General features: G+C 51.8%; 21 protein-coding genes and 3 tRNA genes. 11 read left to right on the forward strand and 13 right to left on the reverse strand.

Annotated elements, in window-relative coordinates; genetic code table 11:
- Positions 1 to 237 precede the first annotated feature (237 nt).
- A complete protein-coding gene (locus Q4E93_RS32655) occupies positions 238 to 1,644 on the forward strand; it encodes an MBOAT family O-acyltransferase (RefSeq protein WP_303592156.1) in 1,407 nt (468 codons plus the stop codon).
- A 3-nt stretch (positions 1,645 to 1,647) separates the two neighbouring features.
- Positions 1,648 to 2,520: a hypothetical protein gene (locus Q4E93_RS32660; protein ID WP_303592157.1), complete on the forward strand. Its 873-nt coding sequence runs from the start codon at positions 1,648 to 1,650 to the stop codon at positions 2,518 to 2,520.
- Positions 2,521 to 2,562: 42 nt separating this feature from the next.
- On the opposite strand, the gene Q4E93_RS32665 is transcribed toward Q4E93_RS32660, so the two are convergent.
- The 3 genes from Q4E93_RS32665 to Q4E93_RS32675 form a co-directional block, all read right to left on the reverse strand.
- Positions 2,563 to 2,635, reverse strand: a tRNA-Lys gene (locus Q4E93_RS32665).
- Positions 2,636 to 2,707: 72 nt separating this feature from the next.
- A tRNA-Val gene (locus tag Q4E93_RS32670) sits at positions 2,708 to 2,782 on the reverse strand.
- A 132-nt stretch (positions 2,783 to 2,914) separates the two neighbouring features.
- Positions 2,915 to 4,918, reverse strand: coding sequence for a M1 family metallopeptidase (locus tag Q4E93_RS32675; RefSeq protein WP_303592158.1), 2,004 nt, complete (start codon positions 4,916 to 4,918; stop codon positions 2,915 to 2,917).
- Between the two features lie 50 nt (positions 4,919 to 4,968).
- Between Q4E93_RS32675 and Q4E93_RS32680 the strand changes: the two genes are divergently transcribed.
- Positions 4,969 to 5,553, forward strand: a complete 585-nt coding sequence (locus Q4E93_RS32680; RefSeq protein WP_303592159.1) for a DNA-3-methyladenine glycosylase I — start codon at positions 4,969 to 4,971, stop codon at positions 5,551 to 5,553.
- Positions 5,550 to 6,137 carry a YdcF family protein gene (locus Q4E93_RS32685; protein WP_303592160.1) on the forward strand — a complete coding sequence of 196 codons (588 nt, stop codon included), beginning with the start codon at positions 5,550 to 5,552 and terminating at the stop codon, positions 6,135 to 6,137. Before Q4E93_RS32680 ends, Q4E93_RS32685 begins: the two co-directional genes overlap by 4 nt.
- A 10-nt stretch (positions 6,138 to 6,147) precedes the next feature.
- Here Q4E93_RS32685 and Q4E93_RS32690 read toward each other — a convergent pair whose 3' ends face one another.
- The gene (locus Q4E93_RS32690; protein ID WP_303592161.1) at positions 6,148 to 6,438 is read right to left on the reverse strand and encodes a muconolactone Delta-isomerase family protein; all 291 of its coding nucleotides are present in this window, start codon (positions 6,436 to 6,438) and stop codon (positions 6,148 to 6,150) included.
- A gap of 99 nt (positions 6,439 to 6,537) precedes the next feature.
- The gene (gene mtaB, locus Q4E93_RS32695; protein WP_303592162.1) at positions 6,538 to 7,818 is read right to left on the reverse strand and encodes a tRNA (N(6)-L-threonylcarbamoyladenosine(37)-C(2))-methylthiotransferase MtaB; all 1,281 of its coding nucleotides are present in this window, start codon (positions 7,816 to 7,818) and stop codon (positions 6,538 to 6,540) included.
- A gap of 82 nt (positions 7,819 to 7,900) precedes the next feature.
- Between mtaB and Q4E93_RS32700 the strand changes: the two genes are divergently transcribed.
- From Q4E93_RS32700 to Q4E93_RS32725, 6 genes are read left to right on the forward strand one after another with little or no spacing between them, the layout of a single operon-like run.
- Positions 7,901 to 8,290, forward strand: a complete 390-nt coding sequence (locus Q4E93_RS32700; protein ID WP_303592163.1) for a DUF4258 domain-containing protein — start codon at positions 7,901 to 7,903, stop codon at positions 8,288 to 8,290.
- 23 nt (positions 8,291 to 8,313) lie between these two features.
- Complete coding sequence (locus tag Q4E93_RS32705) at positions 8,314 to 9,282, forward strand: hypothetical protein (RefSeq protein WP_303592164.1); 969 nt, start codon at positions 8,314 to 8,316, stop codon at positions 9,280 to 9,282.
- A gap of 13 nt (positions 9,283 to 9,295) precedes the next feature.
- Positions 9,296 to 10,081, forward strand: coding sequence for a lysophospholipid acyltransferase family protein (locus tag Q4E93_RS32710; protein ID WP_303592165.1), 786 nt, complete (start codon positions 9,296 to 9,298; stop codon positions 10,079 to 10,081).
- Positions 10,082 to 10,093: 12 nt separating this feature from the next.
- Complete coding sequence (gene priA, locus Q4E93_RS32715; RefSeq protein WP_303592166.1) at positions 10,094 to 12,532, forward strand: replication restart helicase PriA; 2,439 nt, start codon at positions 10,094 to 10,096, stop codon at positions 12,530 to 12,532.
- Between the two features lie 54 nt (positions 12,533 to 12,586).
- Positions 12,587 to 13,600 carry a UDP-N-acetylmuramate dehydrogenase gene (gene murB / locus Q4E93_RS32720; RefSeq protein WP_303592167.1) on the forward strand — a complete coding sequence of 338 codons (1,014 nt, stop codon included), beginning with the start codon at positions 12,587 to 12,589 and terminating at the stop codon, positions 13,598 to 13,600.
- 9 nt (positions 13,601 to 13,609) lie between these two features.
- Complete coding sequence (locus tag Q4E93_RS32725) at positions 13,610 to 14,041, forward strand: SMI1/KNR4 family protein (protein ID WP_303592168.1); 432 nt, start codon at positions 13,610 to 13,612, stop codon at positions 14,039 to 14,041.
- A gap of 3 nt (positions 14,042 to 14,044) precedes the next feature.
- Here Q4E93_RS32725 and Q4E93_RS32730 read toward each other — a convergent pair whose 3' ends face one another.
- From Q4E93_RS32730 to Q4E93_RS32750, 5 genes are all read right to left on the reverse strand, one after another.
- A complete protein-coding gene (locus tag Q4E93_RS32730; RefSeq protein ID WP_303592169.1) occupies positions 14,045 to 15,571 on the reverse strand; it encodes a sigma 54-interacting transcriptional regulator in 1,527 nt (508 codons plus the stop codon).
- Positions 15,572 to 15,635: 64 nt separating this feature from the next.
- Complete coding sequence (locus tag Q4E93_RS32735; RefSeq protein ID WP_303592170.1) at positions 15,636 to 16,733, reverse strand: vWA domain-containing protein; 1,098 nt, start codon at positions 16,731 to 16,733, stop codon at positions 15,636 to 15,638.
- 245 nt (positions 16,734 to 16,978) lie between these two features.
- Positions 16,979 to 20,302: a glycosyltransferase family 117 protein gene (locus Q4E93_RS32740; RefSeq protein ID WP_303592171.1), complete on the reverse strand. Its 3,324-nt coding sequence runs from the start codon at positions 20,300 to 20,302 to the stop codon at positions 16,979 to 16,981.
- Between the two features lie 258 nt (positions 20,303 to 20,560).
- Positions 20,561 to 21,382, reverse strand: a complete 822-nt coding sequence (locus tag Q4E93_RS32745; protein WP_303592172.1) for an SAM hydrolase/SAM-dependent halogenase family protein — start codon at positions 21,380 to 21,382, stop codon at positions 20,561 to 20,563.
- 10 nt (positions 21,383 to 21,392) lie between these two features.
- Positions 21,393 to 22,199: an SDR family oxidoreductase gene (locus tag Q4E93_RS32750; RefSeq protein ID WP_303592173.1), complete on the reverse strand. Its 807-nt coding sequence runs from the start codon at positions 22,197 to 22,199 to the stop codon at positions 21,393 to 21,395.
- 214 nt (positions 22,200 to 22,413) lie between these two features.
- Between Q4E93_RS32750 and Q4E93_RS32755 the strand changes: the two genes are divergently transcribed.
- Positions 22,414 to 22,486, forward strand: a tRNA-Lys gene (locus tag Q4E93_RS32755).
- 307 nt (positions 22,487 to 22,793) lie between these two features.
- Here the strand turns inward: Q4E93_RS32755 and Q4E93_RS32760 are convergent.
- Genes Q4E93_RS32760 through Q4E93_RS32770 form a run of 3 tightly spaced genes read right to left on the reverse strand, consistent with a single transcriptional unit; the run spans position 22,794 to position 26,177 of the window.
- On the reverse strand, positions 22,794 to 23,732 hold the full coding sequence (locus Q4E93_RS32760) for an ABC transporter permease (protein WP_303592174.1): 939 nt from the start codon (positions 23,730 to 23,732) through the stop codon (positions 22,794 to 22,796).
- 13 nt (positions 23,733 to 23,745) lie between these two features.
- Positions 23,746 to 25,218 carry a sugar ABC transporter ATP-binding protein gene (locus Q4E93_RS32765; protein ID WP_303592175.1) on the reverse strand — a complete coding sequence of 491 codons (1,473 nt, stop codon included), beginning with the start codon at positions 25,216 to 25,218 and terminating at the stop codon, positions 23,746 to 23,748.
- A 23-nt stretch (positions 25,219 to 25,241) separates the two neighbouring features.
- Complete coding sequence (locus Q4E93_RS32770; RefSeq protein WP_303592176.1) at positions 25,242 to 26,177, reverse strand: sugar-binding protein; 936 nt, start codon at positions 26,175 to 26,177, stop codon at positions 25,242 to 25,244.
- Position 26,178 lies beyond the last annotated feature (1 nt).

Raw genomic sequence — 26,178 nt, forward strand, 5'->3', positions numbered from 1 at the left:
CGGCAGGACTTTACCGATTTTAACCATTTATAACCATTGGATGATATCTCTACAATGGGCACGATTTTTTCATATAAATGGCCGATTGCATGTATATTGCAACGCATTATCCCTGACTTTTGACCGGGGTGAACGGCCTACGGTAAATGCCTATTTCTAGCCAGCGATCCGAACTTGCGTTTCACTATTCGGTTGCCATACTTTTCAATATTAATCTTAATAACCGCTGTCGCCTGTATGCTTTTTAATAGCTTGGAGTTCATCATTTTATTGGTAATTACCTTCTTTTTTTACTACCTGCCTTTATTATCCCGGGTGCAGGTGCCAGTCCTCATCCTTTCCAGTCTATGTTTTTATGCTTATGGTCAGCCCATCTTGCTGTTGCTCTTATTGTTCTCGGCTGCGATCAATATATTCACCAGCTATAAGGTGGTGACCGGCTCTCCTAACCGGCGAAAGTTCTATGTCACTATGGGGGTGGTGGTGAATCTTTCCATCCTGGCGTGTTTTAAATATAGTCCCTTGTTTGCCAAGACTTTATTGGATACGAGCCAAGGATTGGGGCATTTTCTGCTGATGATGCCGTTGCCTATTGGAATTTCGTTTTATACATTCGAAGGGATCAGCTTGCTGGTGGATGTATATTCCAACAAGCACAGGGATAGTTTTGCCATAAAGGGGCCAGTGAAAAAGCATATTATCAACACGTTATTCTTCATTTCATTCTTTCCGCACCTGATTGCCGGTCCGATCCTCAAAGCCTACCAATTCTATCCTCAAATAGGCCGTAAATATCTTAAAGATGTGGATTGGGAGTATGTGGCAAAGAAGCTGATCATGGGGTATTTCCTGAAAATGGTCGTGGCAGACAGCCTTTCGAATCTGACCTTCTGGATGGCCTCCCCTTATTTCGAAGTGCAATCGAGCCTGACCTTGCTTACGATGCTTTTTGGGTATTCCTGCCAGATATTCGCCGACTTTGCGGGGTATTCGCTCATCGCGCTCGGACTGGCTGCCATGTTTGGTTATTCCCTAATGGATAATTTCAATTTCCCCTACATATCTACCTCTTTTTCAGAGTTTTGGCGCAGATGGCACATCTCCTTGTCCACCTTTCTGAAGGAGTATCTTTATATCCCTTTAGGGGGCAACAGAAAAGGGAATGTGCGGACCTATATCAATCTACTGCTGACGATGGTGCTGGGTGGGTTATGGCATGGTGCAGCCTGGAGCTATGCAGTCTGGGGGGCGTTTCATGGGGGGGCACTGGCGATCGAGCGCTTTGCGCAGAATTTCACCGGGTCGAAGGAGCCGGGGCGACTGCGGACATTCTTCAAGGGCCTGATGGTCTTTTGTTTTGTATCCCTCGCGTGGTTGTTATTCAAGCTACCATTTGAGCATGTGGTGCAATATCTTCGCGCCATCGGCACCAATATCCACGTAAAGAACGAGAGTACCCTGATCATCTGTCTGTTGCTGTATTCGATCCCTGTGGTGCTTTACCATCTCAATTATGTGCTTTCCACTCAATGGAAGGTCCATGACCGATTCAGGACGTACAGGTACCTTGCGTATGGTTTTCTTTTGTTTATGATCATTGTCAACAGTGGTCCGTCGGGTGCATTCATTTATTTTCAATTCTAGGTGATGATCAGAAAGAGTATTATTACGTGTGTAGGTTGTTTTGTCGTTTATAACTTATTCCTTTTTGTTTCCAGGGGGGAGAAGAAGACAGGGCAGTACCAGTACCAGGAAAATATTATCAAGGCGGAGCGTTATTTGTATGCAGCCAAGCCATACCGCTGTGTTATGACCGGCAGCTCTTTGTCAGATAAAATGCTGGTGGACAGTCTGCCCGGTATGTACAGCCTCTCGCTGCCGGGGCTGCACCCTTTGGATGGCATACGTATTATCGAATCCGGTAAATATTTCCCCGATACTGTTTTTATCGAAACTAATTTTTTCTTTGGACCCGAGGACAAATCTTTCACCGGGCATTTCGATTCAAAAATCAAGAATACGCTGAAAAGAAAATTACCTGCCTTACTGGAATCCAATCAGCCTGTGGGTATTGCCAGGTATTTTATCGGCTCTTTTTTTCACCAGGAGAAGAAGGGAAGTAATGCGAGGGTTTTAAAGAATGAGATCAATATTCCGGAGAGCGTTTTTTCCCGGCTGCTTCGTGGCAAGGCGGAGGCGTACCAGGTCATCGATAGCGCCGCGGTAGATAGTGGATTGTCTGTGCTGTCGGCGGAGGTAAATACGCTGATCTCGCACGGTTGTAAGGTTTGTTTCTTTGAGATGCCGATCAGTCCTGAGCTGGAAGATCTGCCGATGCCTGTTTATGTGCGGCAGTCTATCGAGAAGAGGTTTGACGGGATGGCCAATGTGGGTTTTATAAGGTTACCGGCTTCGCGGGATTATAAGACGCTGGACGGGATCCACTTAAATGAATATGGGGCGAGGGAGTATACGAGGTATTTTAAAAGTGAGGTGATGAGGCCGGGGGTTATCAAATAAAAAAGCACCTGGTTGCTGTTTGCTTCCAAGTGCTTTTGTCAGTGTCCCCGCACAGGCTCGAACTGTGGACCCGCTGATTAAGAGTCAGCTGCTCTACCAACTGAGCTACGGAGACAGGTGTACGGAACGGCAAATAAAATTAATCGTTTCGCGCCTCATTAAAAAAGCCCCTCTCGGGACTTCTTCGTGGGAGTTGACGGGTTCGAACCGCCGACCCTCTGCTTGTAAGGCAGATGCTCTGAACCAGCTGAGCTAAACTCCCTACTTTTACGGCCTTCCGTTGAAAGGAGTGCAAAGATAAGGGCTAAAAATTTCTTACAAAATTTTTTTGTGAGCTTTTTTTCTGGAAATTTTTTCTAATGGGCTCTAAACCAGCTGCTCAGCCTGCGGGCGTTTAGTCCTTATATTTCCAGGTGTTGTTGTCCCTGTTGACGTCAGGCAGTACCTTATCGGGGTCCAGTGTTACGGCGGCCAGCTTTTGTCCTCCGGCGCCGGGCGCCAGCTGCAGCTGCCGCGTGCCGGACTGCATCCAGGTCTCTGCCGGCAACGAGATACGTTGTTTGCTGCCATCCTTCCATGTCAATTCCAGTGTAGCCGGCATCACCAGTTTATCGAGATTGGTGAGCGTCACCTGTATGCCTTTGGCGGGATCATTGTCAACATAGGTTACACGTTGGATGGCCTGGTCCAGTCCGCCGTTGCCGAAGAACCAGCCCCGCCAGAACCAGCAGAGGTCTTCGCCTGCCTCGTTGTCCATCGTCCTGAAGAAATCGTACGGGGTAGGGTGCCGATAGGCCCAGCGGTCGATATACTGGCGAAATGCGTAGTCGAACCGTTCTTTGCCCAGGATCACTTCCCGCAGGAGCACCAGCCCCAGTGCGGGCTTGAAATAGGTCATGGGATGCCGGTATTTTTCCGGGATGGCGTCGGCGCGCGTCATCATCACGGGGGCTTGCGGATCTTTCAGCAGCGGCACGATCTCCTCCACGGGATTGCCGCCGCCGGGCGCGTATTCGCCGTCCCGTTTGGGGGCGTATTCACCTTTATTGAAGGCATCGGAAGCATAGATATCGATGAAGGTATTGAAGCCTTCGTCCATCCAGGCGTATTGACGTTCGTCAGAGCCGACGATCATGGGAAACCAGTTGTGCCCGATCTCATGGGCCGTCACCCAATACAGCACACTGCCTTTGTCCGTGATGCCGTCGAAGACGATGCCGGGATATTCCATTCCGCCGGCGATACCTGCTTCATTGATGGCTACCGGGTAGGGATATGCATACCATTTCTCCGAAAAATACTCTATAGAAGCTTTGAGGTATTCTGTTGCTCTTCCCCAGGCGCTGTCACCTGCGCTCTCCACGGGATAGACAGACATGGCGAGCGCCTTTTTCCCACCGGGGAGGTTGACCCGGGCGGCGTCCCAGATATAGGCATGCGAGGCGCCAAAGGCGACGTCCCGGGTATTGTACATCTTATAGTGCCAGGTAAGCGTGCCCTTTTGTACGGGTCTGGCGGAGGGGTTATGGATGTCTTCGGCGCCGTGGACCATAACGGTCCTGTCGCTGGACCTGGCTGCCGTCAGCCTAGCCAGCTCTGTTGCCGTGAGGACTTCCTGAGGGTTTTGCAGCTCGCCCGAGCCGGCTACGATCATGTTCCAGGGCAGGGTGATCTTGTAGTCGAAGTCGCCATATTCGCAGTAGAACTCGCCGCTGCCCAGGAAGGGCAGGGTATTCCAGCCCTGGCTATCGTCATATACGCACATCCGTGGATACCATTGGGCTATCTCGTATATTTTTCCATTGCGGGTGCTGGTGTAGTCCGTGCGGTTGCCGAAATCTCCGGGCACTGTATAACGGTAGTCGATCAGGATATTGATCTTCCCACCCCTGGAAGGCAGGGCTTTTCTCAGACGGATCTGTAGCCGGGTATCCGTCACGACGTAGTCTGCGGTGGTGGTGATGCCGCCCTGTTCGACCTTTACGGATCCCAGGATATATCCATCCGTGTGGCGATCGCTGGCTCCTTCCGTATAGTAATTGCTGCGTGCGTCCTTGCGGTAAGTATTTTGATCCAGCTGAAGCCATAGCGAATGAAGGCTGTCGGGGCTGTTGTTGGTATAGTGGATGGTCTCGCTGCCATTCAGGATATTGCCGGCCGTGTCCAGGCTGGCCCGGAGCGTATAATCGGCCCTGTTCTGCCAGTAATCGGAGGCGGGAGCGCCATTGGCGGCATGACGGGGCTTGCTTTGACCATTGTAGAATCCCGGTGCGAAAAGAGCGTGCGGATCATACCCCGGTGAGACGGTGTTTTCGGGAAGTCCTGCGGTTGTTTGTGCTTTTCCGGAAAAAGTGCAAATGGCGAGTCCAAGCGATACGAACAGGTAGATCTTTGACATTTTTTGTTTTCTCCTATCCATAAAAATATGGCTTTTATATAAATTGCACCATGGAAAAACCTCGCAGCTATTGTGAAGTCGTAGAAAGGATGGAAAAAGACAATGTACATGTGCATTATCACGACAAGGAATACGGATTCCCCATTCATGACGACAACCAGCTATTCGCCCGCCTCATATTGGAGATCAACCAGGCCGGCTTGTCATGGACGACCATCCTGAATAAGAAGGACAATTTCTTCAGGGCGTTTGATAATTTCGAGATCGACAAGGTCGCCCGCTATGGACAGAAGCAGAAAGACCGGCTTCTACAGGATGCGGGGATCATACGCAACCGGCTGAAGATAGAGGCGACCATTGAGAATGCGAAGGTCATAAAGGGATTGCAAAAGGAGTTTGGTTCATTTAAGAATTGGCTGGACAAGCATCATCCGCTGGCGAAAGAAGAATGGGTCAAGCTGTTTAAGAAGACTTTCCGGTTTACAGGCGGGGAGATCGTCGGGGAATTTCTCATGAGCAGCGGCTACCTGCCGGGAGCGCATATCGAAAGCTGTCCCATCTATAAAAAGCTGGAAAAGCAAAAGCCGGCATGGATGCGGAAGATCAAGGTTTCAAAGAAAACCGATCGGCAATGAGCTTTAAAACTGGCGTTGGAAAGTTCCTCCGTATACTGGTCAGAGTCGCCTTGCTGTGGATGGTGATTCACCTGGTCTTCATTTCGTTTGACGGCTTGCGTGACTACAAAGGCACAGCCGATGTCGCCGTGGTCCTGGGTAACAGGGTCGACGCGGATAGTTCGCTTTCTCCTGTCCTGCAGGGAAGGGTGGATAGAGCATTGCTGCTGTACAGGCAGGGACGGGTTCGTAAGATCATGGTCAGTGGTGGAAAAGGATTGAAAGGAGCCAAGGTGCCTGAGGGCATGGCGATGAGAAGATACCTGGAGCAGAAAGGGGTTCCTCCGGCCGATGTCATCGAAGACAATGATGGAGAGAACACCTATCTAACGGCAAAGGATTTCAGGACCGTGGCTGATTCGCTGCATTATTCATCTGTGATCGTGGTCAGCAGCTTCTATCATATCACCCGTTGCAAATACATCTTCCGCAAGCTGGATATAAAGCATGTGCACAGCGCCTCGTCGGACGTATTTTATGCCAATGACCTGGTTGGGTTGCTGCGGGAATTCCCCGCGCTGTATAAATATATGCTCTGGTATTGAGTATGCCTGTTCAATTCAACTGGACCACCGGCAGTCTGTAGTGCAGTCCATCCACGACGAAAAGCTCGTCGATCTCGTATGTCCAGAATTTATACAGGGGAGATTTGGAAAGATATTTCTCGACGGCTTCCTTGTCTTCTGCGGAGAAAGTGATCCATACCCGTTGCGTCTCCATGGTCACTACATAGTGATCGATGACCCCTTGCTCGATCAAACGATTGATGTACGTTCGGTGGGAGGGGACAAGAGCGGCGAATTCATCATTCATGTCGAATTGTATCGTAACCTGGAATTTTCGCATGTTGCTTACTTAGATTAACAAAATGGCTGCTCTTATGTTCACAGGATGCCGTTAGGGGCTTATTAATACATACGGCGCAATTCATGCAGGAGTTGCCTCTTATAAATTCCAGTCAATCACCTGGTTAACCCATTCTTCCCTGTAGGGGGTCGTAACTTTGATGTAGTTATCCGTATAACCTTCCATCATGGGAGTGGTTACATGGCCTTCCAGGAGGACTTTTCGGGTTTGTCCTTCGTGCTGACGGGTGAAATATTGCATTTTTTGGTAGGATAGGTTCCGCAGGATCTTATTGCGCTGATGGCGGACGTCCATGGGGACGACGGGCTTGATCTCCAGCGCCCTGGTATTGTCCCTTTCGGAATAGGTAAATACGTGGAGGTAAGCTATGTCCAGCTCGTGGAGGAAGTCGAAGGTTTCTTTAAAGAGGGCTTCGGTCTCTCCGGGAAAACCCACGATCACATCTACTCCGATGGCGCAATGTGGGATCAATTCTTTGATCAGCTGCACCCTCGATGCGTACAGCTCCCTTTTATAGCGGCGGCGCATCAGCCCCAGGATGTGGTCGCTGCCGCTTTGCAGCGGGATATGGAAGTGCGGCATGAACTTTTTGCTGCCGGCCACCCACCCGATCATTTCCGGGCTGAGCAGGTTGGGTTCGATGGAAGAGATCCGGAAGCGTTCGATGCCGTCGATGGTGTCCAGTTCTTTTATCAGACCGAAAAAGGTTTCCTCTTTTTTGTCTCCGTCGGGGCCTTTGCCGAAATCGCCCAGGTTTACGCCTGTAAGGACGATCTCTTTCACCTTGCCTGTGGCTGCCAGCTGCCGGACGTTTTGTACGGTCCGGGAAATGGTATCGCTGCGGCTTTTGCCTCTTGCCATGGGGATGGTGCAGAATGAGCAGTTGTAATCACAGCCATCCTGGACTTTCAGGAAGGTGCGGGTCCTGTCGTTGAGGGACCAGGTGGAGTGAAAGCCGGTGACGGCTTCGATGTCACAGCTGCAGATGCGGGCGGAGTCACCTTTGGACAGCTCTTTCAGGTGGCGGGCGATATTGAATTTTTCCGCCGCCCCCAGCACCAGGTCCACGCCGGGAATGGCGGCGATGGCCTCGGGTTTCAGCTGGGCATAGCAGCCTGTGATCACCACGAGGCTTTCCGGGCTGCGGCGCTGGATACGGCGTACCAGGTGACGGCACTCCTTATCGGCATTATCGGTGACAGAGCAGGTGTTGATCACATATACATCGGCTTTCTCGTCGAAGGCCCGTTTGTCAAAGCCTTCGCTTTCCAGCATGCGGGACAGGGTGGAAGTCTCCGAGTAATTGAGCTTACATCCCAGCGTATGAAAGGCGACCGATTTATTGCGCGTTGGCTCCATATTGGTTCAATCCGCAAAGATACCTGAAGGACGGCGAAATACCATGTATCTCTGTATCTTCGGAGCAGAATAGTAGAATACCATGAAACTCAGGCTTATAAACGTGCTGGCTGTCCTTGTGGTGGTTTTTACAGGATGCGGCCAATCTTCTACCCCAACCGTTGAGGGCAGTCCGATCGACCGTCATGCCGGCCGGCTGATCTATACCCGTCATGCCCATTGCCGCATGGATTGCCGGCATATCACGGAAAAGGAGATACGGGAGATATTGGAGGGGGGAGAGATCAACTACCGGAAAAGCCAGCCCGATGGGCATCCCGATGCGAAATATGCCCTGGAAGGATATACAAAAGAAGGGCAGCATCTGCGGGTCATATTCGCCGTGCCGACGGGAAGACCGGAAACAGCGCATAGTCTGGTGGTCATCACCTGCATTGAATTGGGCGTGGAATGGCAGTGCGACTGTAAGTAATAGAGTAATTAAACCATACTTCTATGTTTAGCAACATCGCTTTGGACGTATTTGTCGGTTTGGTATTTGTCTTTCTGCTATACAGCCTGCTGGCGACCATCTTTCAGGAATTCTTATCCCAGATATTCGACCTGCGGGCGAAAATGCTGCAAAAGGGCATTGCCCGGATGCTGAGGGATGACAATAAAGGCAAGCAGGATGACCCGGATAACGCCCTCTGGAAGCGTTTTTATGACAATCCCGGCATCCGATATCTTTCTGAAAGCAATAGCTTCATCTTAAGGAACAGACCATCCTATATCAGTGCGGCCAGCTTTTCCCGGGCGCTGATGCAAATACTGCGGGGAGAAGATTATGACGGCAGCAAGAGGGCAATAGATGAGATCCGCAGGATACTGGCGGAGGCGCATGCATATAACCAGGGGCAACTACAGCAGCAGCCTGAGGTCATTATCGGACCGCAGACCCTCCGGCAATTGAATAACCTCCTGGTCGACGCGCAGCAGGATACCGACCGGTTCATCACCCTGGTGGAAGAATGGTTCAATAATACGATGTCCCGGGTTTCCGGGTGGTACAAGCGGCAGACCCGTTGGATACTCCTGGTCATGGGGATAGTGATCGCTGTTGCTGCGAATGTGGATACTATCAGGATCTATTCCATCCTGGCCAGGGATAAAACTGCCAGGGAGCAGATGGTGAACATCGCGCTCAGGTCGCAGCAAGCTGCCAGCAATGTATTGCTTGACAGTGTTTACAAGGATGTGCAAAACGATCTTGTCTTATCCCGCAGTATCCTTGGAATGGGGTGGAACGACAGGTACTTCCGCAGGTTCACGCCTATCGGTTGGTTACTGACTGCATTGGCTATCTCCCTGGGCGCACCCTTTTGGTTCGACCTGCTGAACAAGCTGGTCAAGCTCAGGGCGGCGGGCGGCCGGCCGGATGAGGGAAAAGATAAGAACAAAGGGCGGGCCTCCGGTGAAAATTAAGCATATTTGCAGGATGCCTGCTGCATTGAAGCCTCTACACTGGATCTACTGTTGCTATGCGCTCCTGCTCTTTATTGCAGGAATGCTGCTTGTGGTTCCTTTTGTTGTCCTGTTCTCCCTACGGGGCCCCGTGAGAGGCGGCAACCTTATCTATAAGGCATGCTGGTACTGGGACTGGTGCTGGATGACCCTGATAGGGATCCGTCATGTCATGCTGCCTGGTCCGGAACCCGATGCGGCCAAACAATATGTATTTGTCGCCAATCACAACTCTTACCTGGATATACCGCTGATCCTGTTTGTTGTCCGTCGCCGCGCGTTTCGTGTCCTGGGCAAGGCGGAGATGAGGAAGGTTCCTATTTTCGGCTATATCTACCGCCAGGCAGTGATCATGGTGGACAGGAGCAACCCTGAACAGCGCTCGAAGAGCGCCCGGGAGCTGATAAGTGTATTGCGGCAGGGTATTTCCGTCTTTATCTTTCCCGAGGGCACTTTTAATGAGACCCATGCTCCTTTGAAGCAATTCTACGACGGAGCTTTTCGCATAGCCATCGAGACGCAGACGCCTGTGAAGCCTGTTCTATTCCTCGACGCATATAAACGTATGCATTATTCCAGCATTTTCAATCTCAATCCCGGTGAGCTGCGAACGGTGTTCTTGCCGGAAGTAAGCGTGGAAGGGTTGACCATGGATGATCTGCAGGCCCTGAAGCAGAGGGTGTTCCGCCAGATGGAAGCTGGTCTGGAAAGGCTTGGGGCGCCCTGGATCGAGGCCCTGAATGTCCCCCGGAATGAGTAACTTTGCCGGTTCATGTATGCCGAAGTCATCATACCCCTGGCGCTGCCTAAAAATTACACATGGTCCGTACCGGAGCAATGGCGTATGTCCATTCGCGAAGGATGCCGTGTGGAAGTACAGCTGAGGAATAAGAAGTATGCGGGCATCGTGAAACGGATGCACCTGGAAAAACCTGAGGCTTTTGAACCCAGGGACATACTCAACGTGCTTGATCAGGAGCCTATTGTTCACGCGGCGCAGCTGCAATTGTGGGAATGGGTTGCGGGATACTATCTCTGCAGTGAAGGGGAGGTCATGGCGGCGGCTTTGCCTGCCCATTTCAAGCTCAGCAGCGAAACCATACTTGTATTCAATGAAGAGGCAGGCGATGAGTTCTCTCACCTGGACAACGAGGAATTCGTTGTGGCGGAAGCCCTTCATATCAAAAAGGAGCTGAAGATAAATGAAGTACAGCAGCTGTTGGATTCATCGCATGTTTATCCTGTCATAAAAAAGCTGATTGAAAAGAAGGTTTGTTTCGTATGGGAAGCGCTGAAGGATACTTATTCGGCGAAGAAGGAAAGTTATGTGGTGTTAAACTCCTTGTACAGTGATGAGGAGAAGCTGGCCCCTTTGTTGAATGATTGGGGCGGGAGGGCGCCCAAGCAATTGGAATTGCTGCTGGGGTACCTGCATTTGTCCAAAACTGAAGGGGAGGTGACCAAAAGCGCGCTGTTGAAGAAGTCGGGTGCTTCCGATGCTCAGCTGAAGGGATTGGTGGAAAAGGGGATCCTTATTCTCGAACGCCGCATCGTCGACCGGCTGCGTTATCTTCCCCGGGACGTCAATATAGATTTTGAGCTGACCCCGGCGCAGCAGGCTGCATTCGACCGTATCGAGCAGCACTGGCAGGAGCGTTCCGTCTGCCTGCTGCATGGCGTCACGTCCAGCGGCAAGACCCAGGTATATATCCGGCAGATAGAGAAAATAATCCGCCAGGGTAAGCAGGTGCTTTACCTGTTGCCGGAGATCGCGCTCACGTCCCAGATCATACGCCGGCTGCAAAAGCATTTCGGAGGCTATATCGGCATTTACCACAGCAAGTTCAGCCAGAATGAAAGACTGGAGATATGGAATAAGATCCGCAGCGGCGAGCTGAAGATCATCCTGGGCGCCCGCTCTTCGTTGTTCCTTCCTTTCAATGACCTGGGCCTTATCGTCGCGGATGAAGAGCATGACGCGTCTTACAAGCAGCAGGAGCCGGCGCCCCGATATCACGCCCGGGATGCGGCAGTCTATTATGCCTCGCTGTTCAAGGCGAAAGTGCTGTTGGGCAGCGCCACTCCTTCCGTCGAGACGTATTTCAATGCGGTCAGCGGAAAATATGGCCTGGTGGAACTATCGGAGCGGTATGGGCAGGTGCGGCTTCCCGGGATAGAGATCATCGATACAAAGAAGATCCGCACAAAAGATGGTAAGGTCATTATCAGTCCGGACCTGCATACCGCCATCGAACAGTCCCTGGCAGCCGGCAAACAGGTGATCCTTTTTCAGAACCGGCGCGGGTATTCACCCTACCAGGTCTGCGAGGTTTGCGGATGGATACCGCAATGCCGTAATTGCGATGTCTCCCTGAACTTTCACAAGCTGACCAATAAGCTGCATTGTCATTATTGCGGCACGGTATATCCGCCGGTGACCAGCTGTGCTGCCTGCGGCAATCATAAATTTGTGCAGCGTAATTTCGGTACGGAGCGCATCGAAGAGCTCCTGGAGGAGGTTTTTCCCAAGGCGCGCATAGCCAGGATGGATATTGACAGTGTCAAGGGGAAGACGGCGCATGACAGTCTCATCCAGCAATTCGAGCAGCAACGGATCGACATCCTGGTAGGCACGCAGATGGTAGTGAAAGGCCTGGATTTCATGCATGTCAACCTGGTCGGTATTTTGGATGCCGACGGGATCCTGAGCTTTGCTGATTTCCGGGTGAATGAACGTGCTTTTCAGCTGATGGAGCAGGTGAGCGGACGTGCGGGCCGTATGGATGGGCAGGGCAGGGTCCTGATACAGGTGGGAAATACCGCACATCCTGTGCTGGCTTATCTGAGAGCGCATGATTACAAACTCTTTTTTCAGCATGAGATAACTGCCCGGCAGCAATTTTTCTATCCCCCATATTCCCGTATCATCCTGCTGACATTCAGGCATAAGGACAAGGAGGTGGTGCAATCTGCCGCGCAGCTGTTTGCCAACAACCTGAAGCCGGACTTTGGGCCTTATCTCGTTGGACCTGCGGAACCGGTGGTAGGCAGGGTTCGCAACCAGTTCCTGATGGAGCTGCTGCTCAAGCTCCCGAAGGACGGGCATACCATCTCTTTTGCCAAGCACGTGATCCAGCAGCAGACGGCCATCCTGCACAATCATCCGAAGTTCCGAAGTGTGGTGATCATCCCGGATGTGGATGCCGTGTAGGATTGGCGCCGATATTTACGCAAAGAACCATAATTTTATCCTTCAAACCGGAACATGCCGCATATTTTGGAAAATGCCACGCTGAAAGGGTATAATACATTTGGAATTGATGTGTCGGCCCGTTGGTTGTCCTCTTTTGGCAGCCAGGAGGAGCTGACGGCATTATTGCGAGACTTTTCGAACAGGCCCCTATTGATCCTGGGAGGCGGGAGCAATATCCTTTTTACCCGTGATGTGGATGGGCTGGTCCTTCGTAATGAGATAAAAGGGATCGAAGTGGTGCGGGAAGACGGACATTATGTTTATGTCCGTGCCGGGGCGGGGGAGAACTGGCATGTCTTTGTACAGCATGCGCTACAACGGAACTGGGCCGGATTGGAGAACCTCTCGCTGATACCGGGTAGTGTCGGCGCGGCCCCCATGCAAAACATCGGGGCCTATGGTGTGGAGATAAAAGAGGTGTTCTATGAATTGTCGGCTTACCACCTGGACGAGCATAAGGTATACACATTCAGCCTCAACGATTGTGCTTTCGGATATCGGGAAAGTGTCTTCAAGCGACGGTATAAGGGACAATTCGTTATCCTGGATGTGACATTCAGGCTTTCGAAGGTTCCGAAGCTTCACACGGAGTACGGCGCCATCCGGGAAGAGCTGGATAAAATGGGTATTGAAAAGCCGACCATTCAGGCTGTGTCGGAAGCCGTCATACGCATTCGACAGTCCAAGCTGCCTGATCCGGCTCAGATCGGCAATGCGGGGAGCTTTTTCAAGAATCCTACGGTTCCGGCCGGGGAGTTTGCCCGCCTTCGGGATGCGTTTCCGGGGATCGTGGGCTATCCCGTGGACGGAGGCGTGAAGCTGGCTGCGGGCTGGTTGATCGAGCAGTGCGGCTGGAAGGGGTATCGGAAGGGAGATGCCGGGTGTCATGCCCGGCAGGCGCTCGTGCTGGTGAACTATGGTCAAGCCGGCGGCCGGGAGATCTATGATCTCAGCGAAGAGATCCTGCAAAGCGTCAAAGCCAGGTTTGGCGTGGAATTGGAAAGAGAAGTCAATATAATAGGGTGAACTATGGATATGGAAAAGTTCGAAGGTTCGGAAAAAGCATTAAGCTACGATGAGATAGTGGAAATCGCTGCCGGATGGGGGGTGACGCTTCCCAGGGAATTTATTGAGTTCTATGTAAAGAATAACGGCGGATATCCTCCTTTTGACGCCATCGAGGGAGAAGAATACGTGTATGCCATCGACTACTTTATCCCACTGGGTACGATTGACAGGCTGATACGGGACAATGTCGGGCAGGGGGTGGATATTCAAGGCAAGGTCCCATTTGCTGCGGACCCTGCCGACAATGTGTTTGTATTATCGCTGGCTCCCGAAGATTATGGCAGCGTCTACCTTTTCGGACATGAAAATGACCCCGGGGAGGGGTCATCGTCAGCATTTATATGCGGTTCGTTCACCGACTTTATCACGGGACTCACGAATGAGTACCAGGATGAATGATGTTTAATTGAAGTCGTCCAGGTCTTCGTCTTCGCTGCCAAAGCTGCCTCCTGATGAACCGAGGTTTACCATGGAGCCGATGAGGTCCTTGAATTCGATCTTTCCTTCCACCACCTTTTTACTGATGAGCGAATAGGCCGCCAGTCCATGTAATACAAACTCCATCAGCAGTGCCGCCTCTTTTTCATTTGCCAGCTTGAAATATTTTTTAACGAGGGCGTGCAGGCCGTCTACTTTGTACAGCTGCTGGATCTTTTCTTCGTCTTTTGTATTAAAGAACAGGTTGAGCTGATTGCCTTTGTCGAACCAGTGGGTAATGGCTTTGAAAGGGTTCTCATCTTTTGTATCCGCCTTCCTTTTCTTCATCTGATCGGGATTGGGGAAGTAATTGACGAACTGGCTGCGGAATGATTTTTCCAGGAGATTGAATGCTACCTGGTAAGGGCCTTCCTGTTCTCCTTCATAGACCAGCTCGATCTTTCCCGTGATGGACGGAACGATGCCGACGAGGTCGCTCATCCAGACCTGTGTTTCTTTTTCTCCATTTAGGATGGCCCTGCGTTCGGCGGCGCTCACAGCATTTTCAAAGGCTGCGATAGTGAGACGGGCCGATACGCCGCTTTTTTTGTCTACGTATTCACTGGTGCGGGCTTCGAAAGACACCTGTTCTATCAATCTTTTTACCAGATCGCTGATCACCACCCTGCCTTTTTGTTCGGCGTGGATATCCGCTTCCTGCTCGGTGATGGCAAGGGCTGTGTCGAGCGTTTTCGGATAATGAGTCAGGATTTGACTTTCGATGCGGTCTTTCAGCGGTGTGACGATGGAGCCGCGGTTCGTATAGTCTTCCGGGTTGGCTGTGAAGACGAACAGCATGTCCAATGGCATCCGCAGCTTGAAGCCCCTGATCTGGATATCGCCTTCTTCCAGTATGTTGAAGAGGGAAACCTGTATGCGGGCCTGCAGGTCGGGAATCTCATTGATGACGAAGATGCCCCGGTTGCTTTTCGGGATGATCCCGAAATGGATCACCTGCTCGTCGGCAAAGTTCAGGCGGAGGTTAGCGGCTTTGATGGGGTCGATGTCCCCGATGAGATCGGCCACGCTGACGTCCGGCGTCGCCAGCTTTTCTCCATAACGTTCCGTGCGATGGAGCCAGCTGATGGGCGTAGCGTCACCTTTGGCTGCCAGCAGATCGCGGGAATATTTTGAAATAGGGCGGAAGGGATCGTCATTCACCTCGCTGCCTGCGATATAGGGAATATATTCGTCCAGCAGGTCGATCATTTGCCGGGCCATCCTGGTCTTAGCCTGGCCGCGCAGTCCCAGAAAAAGAATGTTATGTCGGGACAGCAGAGCCCTTTCCGTATCGGGGATGACGGAGTCTTCATAACCGATGATGCCTGGAAAAGTAGCGTCTTTATTGGTCAGCTTGCGGATGAGGTTCTCCCGGATCTCTTCTTTTACAGATCTGTTCCTGTATCCTGCCGCCAGCAGCTCACCGAATGTCTTTACTTTAGTTATGTCCATGTTGTTAATTTCTAGCTGCAAGCTACTAGCTACAAGCTGCAAGCCGGAGTTTTATGTTTGTAGGTTAATATACTGTCTTACGTTTGCCGCTTTCAAAATCCCTGAATATGAAGGCGCCCAGGTGGTCCAGGGAGGCGAAGAACGCCTTCCCGTTGTTGGTCTCCGTAAACTCGTTCACAAAACGTTGCAGATAGGGATCGCTCGCTATCATGAACGTGGTAATAGGGATCTTCAGTTTTTTGCATTGAGCGGCCAGGTTCAGGCACCTGCTGGTGATCTTGCGGTCCAGGCCAAAGCTGTTCTTATAATACCGTTTGCCTACTTTCAGGCAGGTGGGTTTCCCGTCCGTGATCATAAAGATCTGCTTGTTGGCATTTCTTCTGCGGCGCAGGATGTCCATGGCCAGCTCCAGGCCCGCCACTGTATTCGTATGGTAAGGTCCTACCTGTAAGTAGGGGAGGTCTTTGATCTCGACGGGCCATGCGTCATTGCCGAATACGACGATGTCCAGCGTATCCTTTGGATATTTTGTGGTGATCAGCTCGCTGAGGGCCATGGCGACCTTTTTGGCGGGAGTGATCCTATCTTCTCCATACAGGATCATCGAGTGGGAGATATCGATCATCAATACCGTAGAGGTCTGCGACTTATAGTCCGTCTCCCTGATCTTCAGATCATCCTCCTGCATATTGAAACTCTCGATCCCATGATTGATCTGGGCATTGCGGATGGATTCAGTGAAATCGATCTGCTCCAGCTGATCGCCAAAACGGAAGGGGCGGCTCTCGGGGTTGATCTCGTCCCCTCCGCCCGGCTTGAAGGTATTGTGGTTGCCTTGCTTGGTCTTCTTCAGCTTGCCGAAGATCTCTTCCAGGGAACGGCGGCGGATGCCCTGTTCCGTCTTGGGGGTGATGGAGATCTCGCCTGTCTGTTTGTTTTCGTCGATATACCCTTTGTCTTTCAGGTCATCAATGAAGTCGCCCATGCCATATTCGTCATCCGTCAGCTGATATTCCTTGTCCAGCTGATTCATCCATTGCAAGGCTTCCCCTACGTCGCCGTTGGTATAGCTCAGCAATTGCAGGAACACGTCCAGCAGCTGGTCGAATTTTGGTTTATCCTGGTCACTCGGATCATATCGCCTGAAATGAAATCCTATCATATTGTTTGATTAGAAAGATGGAATCGCTCCCACTCAATTTACAGATAATTCTTTAGAATAACCTGCCCGCTTGTACTCTGACCGGGTGAATTAACCGTCAAATATTGTAATCCGGCAGGTTCACAATATAATTAACAAACCATGAAGGGATTTGGTTCTAACTGCCTGCAAAACAAAGGTCCCGGCTGCTATTAGCGCGCCGGGACCTCGCTGTCTTATTCCGTAAGCCGGTTGGCTTATGAGGGTTAGTTTGCTTTTTTTGCAGTATCCGCTGCAGGGGGCGGATTGCTGATGAGGGGCTGGCCTTTTTCCTGTACCGGCTTTCCGGGCGGCGGTGTGCCTGCGCCGAATTGTTTTTCCCAGTCCGTCAGCTGCATGGTCATCTGGAAAGAAGAAACGATGTCCTGTGCAAAGCCCATCTGCCTGTCGGAAAGATTACCGCCTTTGCCCTGCATGGCCATTTGGGCATTGATGGCCATCTGTTCATTCGGCATACTTTCTCCCAGGGAATTGTAATAGCGCAGCTGCTGATCGAGATCCTTTTTCAATGAATAGGAAACCTTTTGGGCCAGTCTCAGATCGCCGGATTGGTAGCATGCCAGCAGGAAGCTCATGGAGATCCTATTGTGCTGGTTGCCCCGATTGGACGTCATTCCATAGGGGAAGTTGGATTCCAGCACGTTCCGGTCGAAATGCTCCAGCAGCTTCTGGGCTGCGTCCTTTTTGCCTTCATCGATAAGGCTCAGTGCCAGCTGGGCGTGCGCGGCACGAAGGGTATTCAGGTGGCGGCGATTTTCCTCGTCGTAGTAAACGCCGGGGGTGTTTGCATTGCCGAACCCGAATTTGGTCATCATGTTGTCATAAGCCAGGTCGTTGTTATAATTGCCCGTATTCGGGTTCTTATTTTCGACGGGCACCAGTCTTCCTGCCAGTCCATCCTGGCGGATGTATTTGCCAAGACCCATATCTTCCAGCTCATAGGTCGAGTTGAAGCAGATGGGACGCTGCCATTTATTAGCGGCGATCAGGGCCAATACGGCCAGCTCATTCTTGAACAGGTAGTTTTTATTCTTTGCGATGTCCAGATGGAGCTCCGAAACGATGCTATCGGTGGGATTGACCGTCCCATTCTTACGTACCAGGTCAGCGTCCACTGGAACTGACAGCTTGCGGATGGGAAGGAAATTATATGTCTCTCCCTCTTCGGTCTGGGTCGTGTATTTGGGGTCGTTGCTGCCCACCACATTTTTCAAGATATCGTAGAGATCATAATACTTATTCTGGTCGAAACCGGGGATGTTGCCGATGGGAACGGCATCTCTCGTGTTGCCCTGGATCTGTTCGGGGGTAAACAGCACATCGGCGGGGGCACTCTCGTTGACCTTATACCGCAGCTGGTTGATATACCAGTCGGTACCCAGCAGGGAATAGTTCATGACCCGCACGTCCGGCCGGATACCTTCCACTTCCTGGGCATACCAGAGGGGATATGTATCATTGTCGCCGAAAGAGATCAGGATGGCATTGCGGGGGCAGCTTTCCAGGTAATCCTTTCCGATGTCCCTTGCCAGGGTCTTTTTGCTACGGTCGTGGTCATCCCACTCCTGGCTGCCCATGAGCACCGGCACGGCCAGGAAGCAAAGACCCGCAGTGGCATAATTTGCCAGGGACGGCCGGCCTTTGAGGAGATATTTTTCGATAAGCTCCTTCACCCATATGACGCCCAGCCCGATCCAGATGGCAAAGGCATAGCAGGACCCCGCATAAGCATAGTCCCTTTCACGGGGTTGATAGCCTGCCTGGTTGAGGTAAATGACGATGGCAAAGCCGGTGAAGAAGAACAGAAGACCTGTCACCCAGAAATCTCTGCTGCTGCGGAGGTATTGGAATACCAAACCGAGGAGACCCAGGATCAGGGGGAGCATGTACATCCGGTTGTAAGATTTGTTATTCTTATGGATGGTGTCGGGCAGTTTGCTCTGGTCGCCGTAGAGGAGATTATCCAGGAATGAGATGCCAGTGATGAAGCTGCCGTCCCGCACATTTCCAAAACCTTGCAGGTCATTTTGCTTACCGGAGAAGTTCCACATGAAATAGCGGAGGAACATCACCCCATTCTGGTATTTTATGAAATACTTGATATTGTCGGCCATCGTAGGATTATCGCCTTCGCCCAGGTTGGCAAAAGTCCGGTAGGCGTCGATCTGCCCCCTGTCATTATTGCCATCCCACATGCGGGGGAAGATGTGCGAAGAAGGCGTATTGCCCCAATCCTGCGCGGAGATCCGGCCTGCCACCTCATATTTCTCTTTTCCTTTTACATAGAGCGGACCGCCGTCCACCCGGGGCGCGTGATCCTGGAAATCCGGTCCGTAAAGGATCGGCCAATCTCCGTACTGGTCGCGGCTGAGGTAGCCGACAAGGCTGACGGGATTGTCCACATTATACATGTCTACGCCGGGATTGGCATTACTGCGGATGAGCGTGGTGAAATAAGTGGAATAGCCCAATAGCATAAAGGAAAAGCACCAAAGGGCCAGCTTGAAGCTGGGCAGCGCTTCTTTTTTGATGATATAGCCGGCTGCTACCGCAATGCCCAGCGCGACGAGGAGCTTGAAGAACTTACCGCCGCCACTGCCGGCAGCGCCGATGATAACAGGCAGCGCGACGATGACGATGAACAGGATCAGCCAGGCGCGGAGCTTGACCTGGGAAATGGACTCACTTTTAAAAGTAAGACCCCAGGTGAGGAGGATCGCCACCAGGGCGAAGTACAATCCAAACCCGGAGAAGAAAGGCAGTCCCAGGCTGTTGACAAAGAAGATATCGAAATAGCCTGCCCCTTTGATGGTATACTGGATGACCAGCACCTGGACGACGCCTGTAATGACGCAGCCGGTGGCGAAGGCGAATATCGCCCCCCAGGTGGTAGGCTTAAAGCGTTTGAAGTAATACACCATGACGATGGCGGGGATGGTCAGGAGGTTCAGCAGATGGACGCCGATGGACAAGCCCATCATATAGAAAAGAAAGACGATCCACTTGTCGGAGCCCGGCTGGTCGGCATGATGCTCCCATTTAAGAATGGCCCAGAAGACCAGGGCGGTGAAGAAGGCGCTGGAAGCATATACTTCCCCTTCTACGGCGCTATACCAGTAGGAATCGCAGAAAGTATAGGCCAGGGCGCCTACGACGCCGGCGCTCATGATGGTGAAGAGCTGCTGTTTATCTGGTTCTGCGTTTGTCGTCTTTTGTACGAGCTTGCGTGCAAAGTGGGTGATCGTCCAGAAGAGGAAGAGAATGGACAGGCCGCTGGCGATGGCGCTCATGAAGTTGACGCCCCTTGCGGCGGTGAGCGGATTGTTGCCGAACAGGATGATGAAAAACCGGCCCATGAGGACGAACAGCGGGGCGCCGGGCGGGTGGGGGATCTGGAGCTTGTAGCAGCTGGAGACGAACTCACCGCAATCCCAGAAGCTGCCTGTGGGTTCCATGGTCATGACATAGACGGTACAGGCAATCACACCCACGATCCAGCCTACAATATTATTCACTCTGTTGAAGCTCATATGATGTTGATTTTAAACGACCGGCAGATAGGTTTTTGAGTTTTTAATGTATCTGTCCACCTTAGGGTGGCAAAGGACGCGATTTTCGGACATAAACACAAATTTTTGGAGGCCGTTGGGAGATAGATAAAGCGCGAATTTTCATCAAATTGGGGTATGGTCAGTCGCCGGTGGGAGAAATTAACGGGTAATTAACGGTGGGTTAGGTCAGGTGTTGTGACCGGGGCCTGACGTATTGGGCGGTCGGGCCAGGCCTGGCTACTCGAAAAAGACTTTGATGGTCTGGTAGAACAGCCGGCTCTGGAGGTATTGATTCTGGGATTGCTCGGAGAAGCCCTGGAGTCCGAAGAGTCCGGCGGCATTGCCTTTCTGGATGGCTATTTCCAGGTAGCCGGCGGAATTGAAAAGCGCCAGCTTTTCCCCTTCTCCCACATCGGCATAGCTCTCGCTGATCTTATCTATGATCTCATCCCTTTTGAAGACGATGCGGAAGCTGCGGCCTTTGCGGCGTTCTTCAAACTCATCCCGGGTGATGTTGACGATGACATTCTCAAAATGATCGATGAAGATGATCTGTCCTTCGATCCAGCTGTCTCCGAATACGGGTCGCAAATGGTTCTTTTCCGTAAAAGGAGGGTCAGGTGTGCCGATGTCCAGCAGGCGGCTGCCATTGGTCAGCTCCTGGATAGCACGGCCCATAACGCCTGTGCAGTAGAGGGTATTCTTAATGGCAGTCTTGTCCAGGGGCAGGCCGATGACCATTTCGGGGCGTCCTTCCAGGATCATGGTGAGCAGGCCATTGTCGGCACACAGCAGATATTGGTCATTGTGATAGGCCAGCAATAGCTGCTCGGGCTTTTTCTCGAACATATTCACCATGATGAGGTGATAGGTATAAGCGGGAAAATGCTTGATGGCATTGCGGCAGACATAGGCTGCCTGGGGATAGTTAAAGGGGGACAGATCATGAGAAATATCCAGTATTGTGAACGCCGGGTTGATTTGTGCTAATTGGCCCTTTACAGCTCCCACCAGATAATCTTGCTGACCGATGTCCGAAGTCAGGGTTAATAAGGCCATTTTCCGGTGTTTATTTTACAAATTCACCATTTTTATAATAGTGATTGTAGGTGAGTCTATCTGCCAGGGAAGGAAAGATCTTGTTCAGCAGCACGGTGACCTTGCCCTGGAAAGTGAGGACGAGGGTCCGTTTGCGTTTCTCGATGGCCCTTAAAATATGCCGGGCGCATTCTTCGGCGGTCATCAGCTTGCCTTCATTGAGGACGCTTGCTCCAAGGGCCTGTCCTTTGTCGTCCAGAGCGGCATGGCGGATGTTGGAGGCGACGAAACCGGGGCATGCCCACATGACATGGACGCCGGAGTGCAATAATTCGGTGCGTATAGACTCCAGCCATCCCTGGAGGGCGAATTTGGAGGCGGAATAGGCGCTTCTGCCGGGAAGACCGCGGTAGCCGGCTATGGAAGATATGCCGACGACGGAGCCTTTTCTTTCCAGTATGGAAGGCAATGCGTATTTGGTGCAGTATACGGCGCCGAGGAAATTGATCTCCATCACTTTACGAGTGACTTCCGTGACGGAGTCCAGGAAGAGGGCACGCATGCTGATGCCGGCATTATTGATGAGGATGTCGATGCTTCCGAAGGTTTCTATGGTGGATTCGATGAAGCGGCGGCATTCAAATTCGTTGCTGACGTCACAGGCTACGGCATGGAGGAGGACGTTGGCGTATTCGACCTGTAGTTTATAGATCTTGTCGTGATTGCGACCGCAGGTAGCTACTTTGGCGCCTTGTGGGATAAGGGCTTCGATCAGGGCTTTGCCTATGCCATCGCTGCCACCTGTGATCACGACTACTTTATCTTTGAAGAAAGACATACTTATGGGTTGTGGGTGCAAACTTATGAGTTATGGATGATAAAACAGGTGTGTTGGGGGGAATAAAAGAAATTGGGGAGCTATCCACAATGTTGATAACCAATTTTTTTTCGTGGGAAAATACTGAGATAAAAATTTGTTGTAAATAGTTTTTGGCTTATTTTTGCACTCCCAAAAAACGCTGATTCTTTTTGAGTTGGGGTAAAAAGGGAAGGATTCCGTAGCTCAGTTGGTAGAGCAATACACTTTTAATGTATGGGTCCTGGGTTCGAGTCCCAGCGGGATCACGAAGCCGACCAGACAAAGTCTGGTCGGCTTTTTTGTTTGGAAGCGCGCAAGGTTGCTTGCAGGCGCGGACAAATGAAAAAGCCGCGGGCCGCGATAGCGGACCGGGAGGCTTCGGGCTAGCTCAATGCGGAGGGACAACCGAGCGAAGCGAGGTAATCTCAGCGGGATCACTTGTTAGATTCATAAGCGACTTTCGGGTCGCCTGTTGTTTTTATCCAGAATATTCACCCTCTTTTTCCAACTTTTCGCATCATTCTTCACCATTTAACTGATATCTTCAGCAGGTGAAATTTTATTCGGCAGCGGCTAATATTTGTTTCGCCTGATAAATTTATCCGCCAGCACACCAGTGAGGATCACCACGCCCATGACCGCGAAGTTTAGAGAGCTGGGAATACCCAGCAGGTTCACCAGGTTTTGGATGACTTGTAACATGGCGGCGCCAAGGACGATACCGATGATGGAGCCTTCCCCGCCTCTTAGCGAGCAGCCGCCCAGCACTGCCGCCGCAATGCCATACAGCTCGTAGAAGTTCCCATGAGACGAAGGGGCTATGGCGTTCGTATAAAAAGCCAGCAGGATGCCGGCGATGCCGGCCAGCAGGGCGCTGATGATATAGGCCGCCAGCAGCATTCTTTTTACGTTGATACCGGAGAAGAATGCTGCTTCTTCATTTTGCCCCACGGCGAACAGGTAGCGGCCGTACACAGATCGGTGAAGAAAGACCCAGGCCGCCGCCCCGACCACCAGCAGCAATATGAACGGCGATGGAACACCGAATAGATTCCCCGTAGCCAGCCTTTGGAGTGCCGTAAAGCCCTCACCATAGCCAAACCCCATGGTAATATCATTTGAAAAGAATCGGGCGAGCCCTCTGTAGACCAGCAGCCCGCAAAGGGTGATAATAAATGGCTGGATCTTTAGTTTGGAGATCATTATCCCATGACACCAGCCAATAGCGAGTGTTAACAGGAGCACCGTCATCACTGCGATGGGCCAGGCTATTTTCTGCGACACCAGCAGCATGCTCAGAAGGACACCCTCCAGTGCAAAGATGGAGCCGACAGACAGGTCAATACCACGCGTGATGATGACAATGCCGCTGCCGATGCTGAAGATGCCGAAAATGCCTATCAGACGGGTGGTGTTCTGCAGATTGGCCGCGCTCAGAAAGTTCGGATTTCCTATCGAGACGACGCTACAAAGGACGATGAAGATGATAAAAATGCCTTTTTCTTTTTTCATAATATCGTATGGATTACCCATTGCCAAATGCATAGGACAGGATACGCTGTTCAGTGAATTCATCCGAAAGGAGTTCGCCGCTGATCCTGCCTTCATGCATGACCAGCATCCTGTCGCTGATGATCATTAATTCTTCCATATCGGAGCTGACGACGAGCACCATCGCCCCTTCATCTGCCAGCCGTCGCATGATGCGGTATATCTCCGCTTTTGCTCCTACATCGACACCTCTGGTAGGCTCGTCAAAAACCATAAGCCTCGCTGTGCGGGAAAGCCATTTGCCTATGGCGACCTTTTGCTGGTTGCCTCCGCTGAGATCTTTCAAAAGGTGCTGCAGTGAGGCACAACGTATGTCAAGGTTGTCCACCTGCGCGCGGGCCGCAAAGCTTTCTTTTGCTTGTCGGACAAGGGACATTGTTGAATAGGCGTGTAAGTTAGGCAGGGACAGATTTTCAGTGATCGACATCCCCGTGATAATGCCGTGTTGCTTCCGGTCTTCAGGGACGAGAAAAATGCCTTGGCGAATGGCATCGGAAGGGGATTTAATGCGGATGGCTTTGCCATCGAGGTAGACGGAGCCGGCGATGAGAGATCTTATACCACAGACGGATTCTACCAGCTCAGTGCGGCCTGATCCTACAAGGCCGGCGATCCCTGTTATTTTTCCGCTGTTCAGGGAGAAGCTGACCGGCTGATGGGGGTATCGATGAGTACGGATGGATTCGGCATTGAACGATGCGTTAGGTAGGGCACAACGGCTGGCGAATATTGAACGGTCGATATTCCTCCCCACCATCAGCCGCACAAGGCTGGCATGGTTCAGTTCTTCTTTCTTCAACTCACCGCCATTCTTCCCATCTTTTAGCACGACGACCCTGTCCGCAATCTGCATGATCTCATTCATCCGGTGAGAAATATAGATGACGCTCGTGCCTTTGGATTTCAGGTCAGCCACCGTGTCAAAGAGAAGCGCTGTCTCTTTCATCGTGAGAGAAGAGGTCGGCTCATCCATGATCAGGATACGGGAGCGTAAGGACAGCGCCTTCGCGATCTCCACCAACTGTTGGCTGGCCAGCGAAAGCTGGCGCACCGGCGTCTCTGGCCGGGCGTCCAGCCCTACCCGGGCCAAAAGACCTGCGGTCTCTTTTGACATCCTTTTTTTATCCGGCCATCCCCATCTTGTGACTGGCTCTCTTCCCAGGAAGATGTTCCCCGCTATATCGAGATTCTCCACCAGGTTTAGCTCCTGGTGAATAAACGCAATTCCCATCCTCATCGCGTCTCTTACCGAGGCGATAAAGATTTCCTTTTCGTCCAGCCGGATAGTGCCCCTGGTGAAGGGGTGCACGCCGCAAAGGATTTTCATCAGCGTGGATTTCCCTGCGCCGTTCTCACCCATCAGCGCAAGCACCTCACCCTCGTATACGGTGAGATCGACATCCTTCAGCACGGATACATCGCCGAACTGCTTGCATATCTTGTTCATATGGAGGATGGGCCTCGCCATAGCTACTTTCGTCTTAATGCCGCCATTTTCGACAGATAATCCGCCGCCATATCTTTCCGGATAACTTGCGCCGGAATGATCACCTGTCCATTGGCCGGCAAGCCCTTTTTATCACCCGATAAATATTGCGCCATCAGCCTGGTCGACTGATAGCCGAATTCGAAAGGCTGCTGCACCACCGTGCCCAGGATCTCGCCGTTCTGTACACCCCGCAAGGTCTCTTCTTCCTCGTCAAAACAAACGATCTTGACCTTCCCTGACTTACCCGACTCTTTCACCGCGTTCAGGATCGCCGGACCGTTGTAGCTCCAAAGCCCCACAAAACAGTTGACATCGGGATGACTGACCAGCGCATCGCTCACATTAGCCTTGGCCCTGACCCTGTCGATATTATCGGTTCGTATGCCCGCGATGGTGATACCCGAACCTTTCAATTCTTCTTCGATGCCCGCGATCCGCTCTTTGGCATTCTGTGCATCCGCCTTACCGACGAACAGCAGGATCTTCCCGCCGGCGGGCAACGCCTCTTTAATAAGCTTACCCGCATAATGACCCGCCTCCACATTGCTGGTGCCGACATAGCACAGTCGTTTGCTGTTAGGAATATCGCTGTCGGTAACCATGACGGGAATTTTTTCGCTGGTGGCATCGATAAAGGGACCTTGATTGACAGGGTCGAGGGGCGCGACGATCACGCCGTTGAGCCCGTTGGCCAGCAGGTCGTCCACGATCCTTTTCTGCTCCTCAGTGGCGCCATCGGTCGTATAGCGGAAGACAACATCATATTCTTTTATCTCAGCGCGCGCCTTTTTACACCCCGCCTCCGCGAAAGTCCAGAAGTCAGTGGCCGCGCCGGCTACGAATGCGATGGTCGGTCGGTGGCTCCTGTTGCACGACACCAACGATAATAAGGCAATCACGAAAGGCAATCGTTTCATA

The sequence above is a fragment of the Flavitalea plasmicola genome (genome assembly GCF_030546645.1).
In the GTDB taxonomy this organism is placed as follows: Bacteria; Bacteroidota; Bacteroidia; order Chitinophagales; family Chitinophagaceae; genus Puia.